This window comes from Promicromonospora kroppenstedtii DSM 19349, assembly GCF_000515355.1.
Lineage (GTDB): Bacteria > Actinomycetota > Actinomycetes > Actinomycetales > Cellulomonadaceae > Promicromonospora > Promicromonospora kroppenstedtii.
Genome location: NZ_KI911749.1, coordinates 1916 through 3701, shown reverse-complemented (window position 1 = coordinate 3701; position 1786 = coordinate 1916). Strand labels below are relative to the sequence as shown.

The following is a 1786-nucleotide window of genomic DNA, read 5'->3' as shown; positions in this document are numbered from 1 at the left end:
CCCGGCGGCCACGACGACGTCCGGGAAGCCCGCCGCCACGGCGGCCGCCACGGTCGGCAGCACCCCGCGCACCGGCTGGATCCGCCCGTCGAGCCCCAGCTCGCCCAGGTGCACCACCCGGTCCAGGCCCGTCCGGCGCATCCCCGGGGACGACGGCCCGTCGGTACCCGCGAGGATCGCCACCGCGATCGCCAGGTCGTACGCGCTGCCCTGCTTGCGCAGCGACGCGGGCGACAGGTTCACGGTGATCTTCTTGACGGGCCAGGGCAGCCCCGAGGAGGTCACCGCGGCCCGCACGCGGTCCCGCGACTCGTTCAGCGCGGCGTCGGGCAGCCCCACCAGCGTGAACCCCGGGACCGACGCCGCGAGGTGCGCCTGCACCTCCACCACGTGCCCCTGCATGCCGACGAGCGACACCGCCCGCGTGGTCGCGATCCCCATCAGGCCACCGCCTCGAGGTGCTCGACGACGGCGGGACCCTGCCGCTGGAGCGTCACCGCCACCACGTCGATGCGGATCGCACCGAACCAGGTCCGCACGTCGGGCAGCACCGCCACCGGACCGCCCGCCTCTGGGCCGCCCACCGGCTGCTCCGCCTCCAGCCGCTCCGCCGCGAGGCGTTCCGCTGCGAGGCGTTCCCGGAAGACGGTGAGCCACTGCCCCGTCAGCCGTTTGATCCGGGTCAGCTTGCGTGGCGTCACCGCCTCCGCGGGATGACCGAACCCCAGGCCCGACCGGGTCTTGACCTCCACCACCACGAGCACGTCGCCGTCGAGCGCGACGATGTCGAGCTCACCCTCGCTGCCGCGCCAGTTCGTGTCGAGCACCCGCCAGCCGCGCGCCTCCACGTGCCGCACCGCGACCCGCTCGCCGTACCGGCCTACGCCGTCCTTCTTCGCCATCGCGTTCACCTCCGTGACCAGCCTTGGTCACGGAGGGGCCTACCAACGGGGTCCGCAGGGTCACCTGTGCACGGATCGACGATCCACAGGGTCGAGGTCGCGCTCGAACCGTTGAGGTCTCGTCACGGGGGCCCGCACCGACCCCCGAGCAATGTCGAGAGTCCGGGTCAGAGCGCGAGCTCGGCCTTGGCCAGCTCCTCGACGTTCACGTCCTTGAACGTCACCACGCGTACCGACTTCACGAACCGTGCCGAGCGGTACACGTCCCACACCCAGGCGTCCCCGAGCCGCAGCTCGAAGTACACCTCGCCCGCGGCGGACCGCACCTGCAGGTCGACCTGGTTGGCCAGGTAGAACCGGCGTTCGGTCTCCACCACATAGGCGAACAGGCCCACCACGTCGCGGTACTCGCGATAGAGCGCTAGCTCCATCTCCGTCTCGTAGTTCTCGAGGTCTTCAGCGCTCACAGCGACATCATCCCACCGACGCCGCTGTTCCGGGCAGGTTCCAGGACCTGCGGTGCTGTGGCGTGGGCCCGTGCAGGCCCAGGGCGTCCATGTGCGCCTTCGCGCTGTAGCCCTTGTTCTGGTCCCACGCGTACTCGGGGTGCCGCTGCGCGAGCTCGACCAGGATCGCGTCGCGCTCCACCTTGGCCAGCACGCTCGCGGCCGCCACGGAGGTGCAGGTCATGTCGGCCTTGATCAGCGTCCGCACCGCGGGCTCCGGCAGGTCGTCCTCCGGGGCGTCGGCCGCGGCGAACAGGTCGAGCGCCGGGGTGGACAGCCAGTTGTGCTTGCCGTCCAGCACCACGACGTCGACATCGCCGCACACCTGCCGCACCTGGGCCAGCGCCCGCCGCCCGGCCAGGCGGAGCGCGGCGATGA

General features: G+C 72.0%; 4 protein-coding genes. All 4 read right to left on the bottom strand.

The genetic code is table 11. From position 1 onward, the window contains the following. The coding region (locus tag PROKR_RS25595) for a magnesium chelatase domain-containing protein (RefSeq protein ID WP_036969337.1) at positions 1-441 on the bottom strand (441 nt) is incomplete at its 3' end. Next, complete coding sequence (locus PROKR_RS25590; protein WP_036969335.1) at positions 441-902, bottom strand: YraN family protein; 462 nt, start codon at positions 900-902, stop codon at positions 441-443. The genes PROKR_RS25590 and PROKR_RS25595, both read right to left, overlap by 1 nt. Positions 903-1069: 167 nt before the next feature. Beyond that, on the bottom strand, positions 1070-1369 hold the full coding sequence (locus PROKR_RS25585) for a DUF2469 domain-containing protein (RefSeq protein WP_020016858.1): 300 nt from the start codon (positions 1367-1369) through the stop codon (positions 1070-1072). Positions 1370-1376: 7 nt separating this feature from the next. After that, a partial coding sequence (locus PROKR_RS25580) for a ribonuclease HII (protein ID WP_036969332.1) occupies positions 1377-1786 on the bottom strand: 410 nt, incomplete at its 5' end.

Bases quoted from the DNA above. Each gene is read 5' to 3' on its own strand.
- PROKR_RS25590 (WP_036969335.1), bottom strand. From the start codon at position 902: ATGGCGAAGAAGGACGGCGTAGGCCGGTACGGCGAGCGGGTCGCGGTG.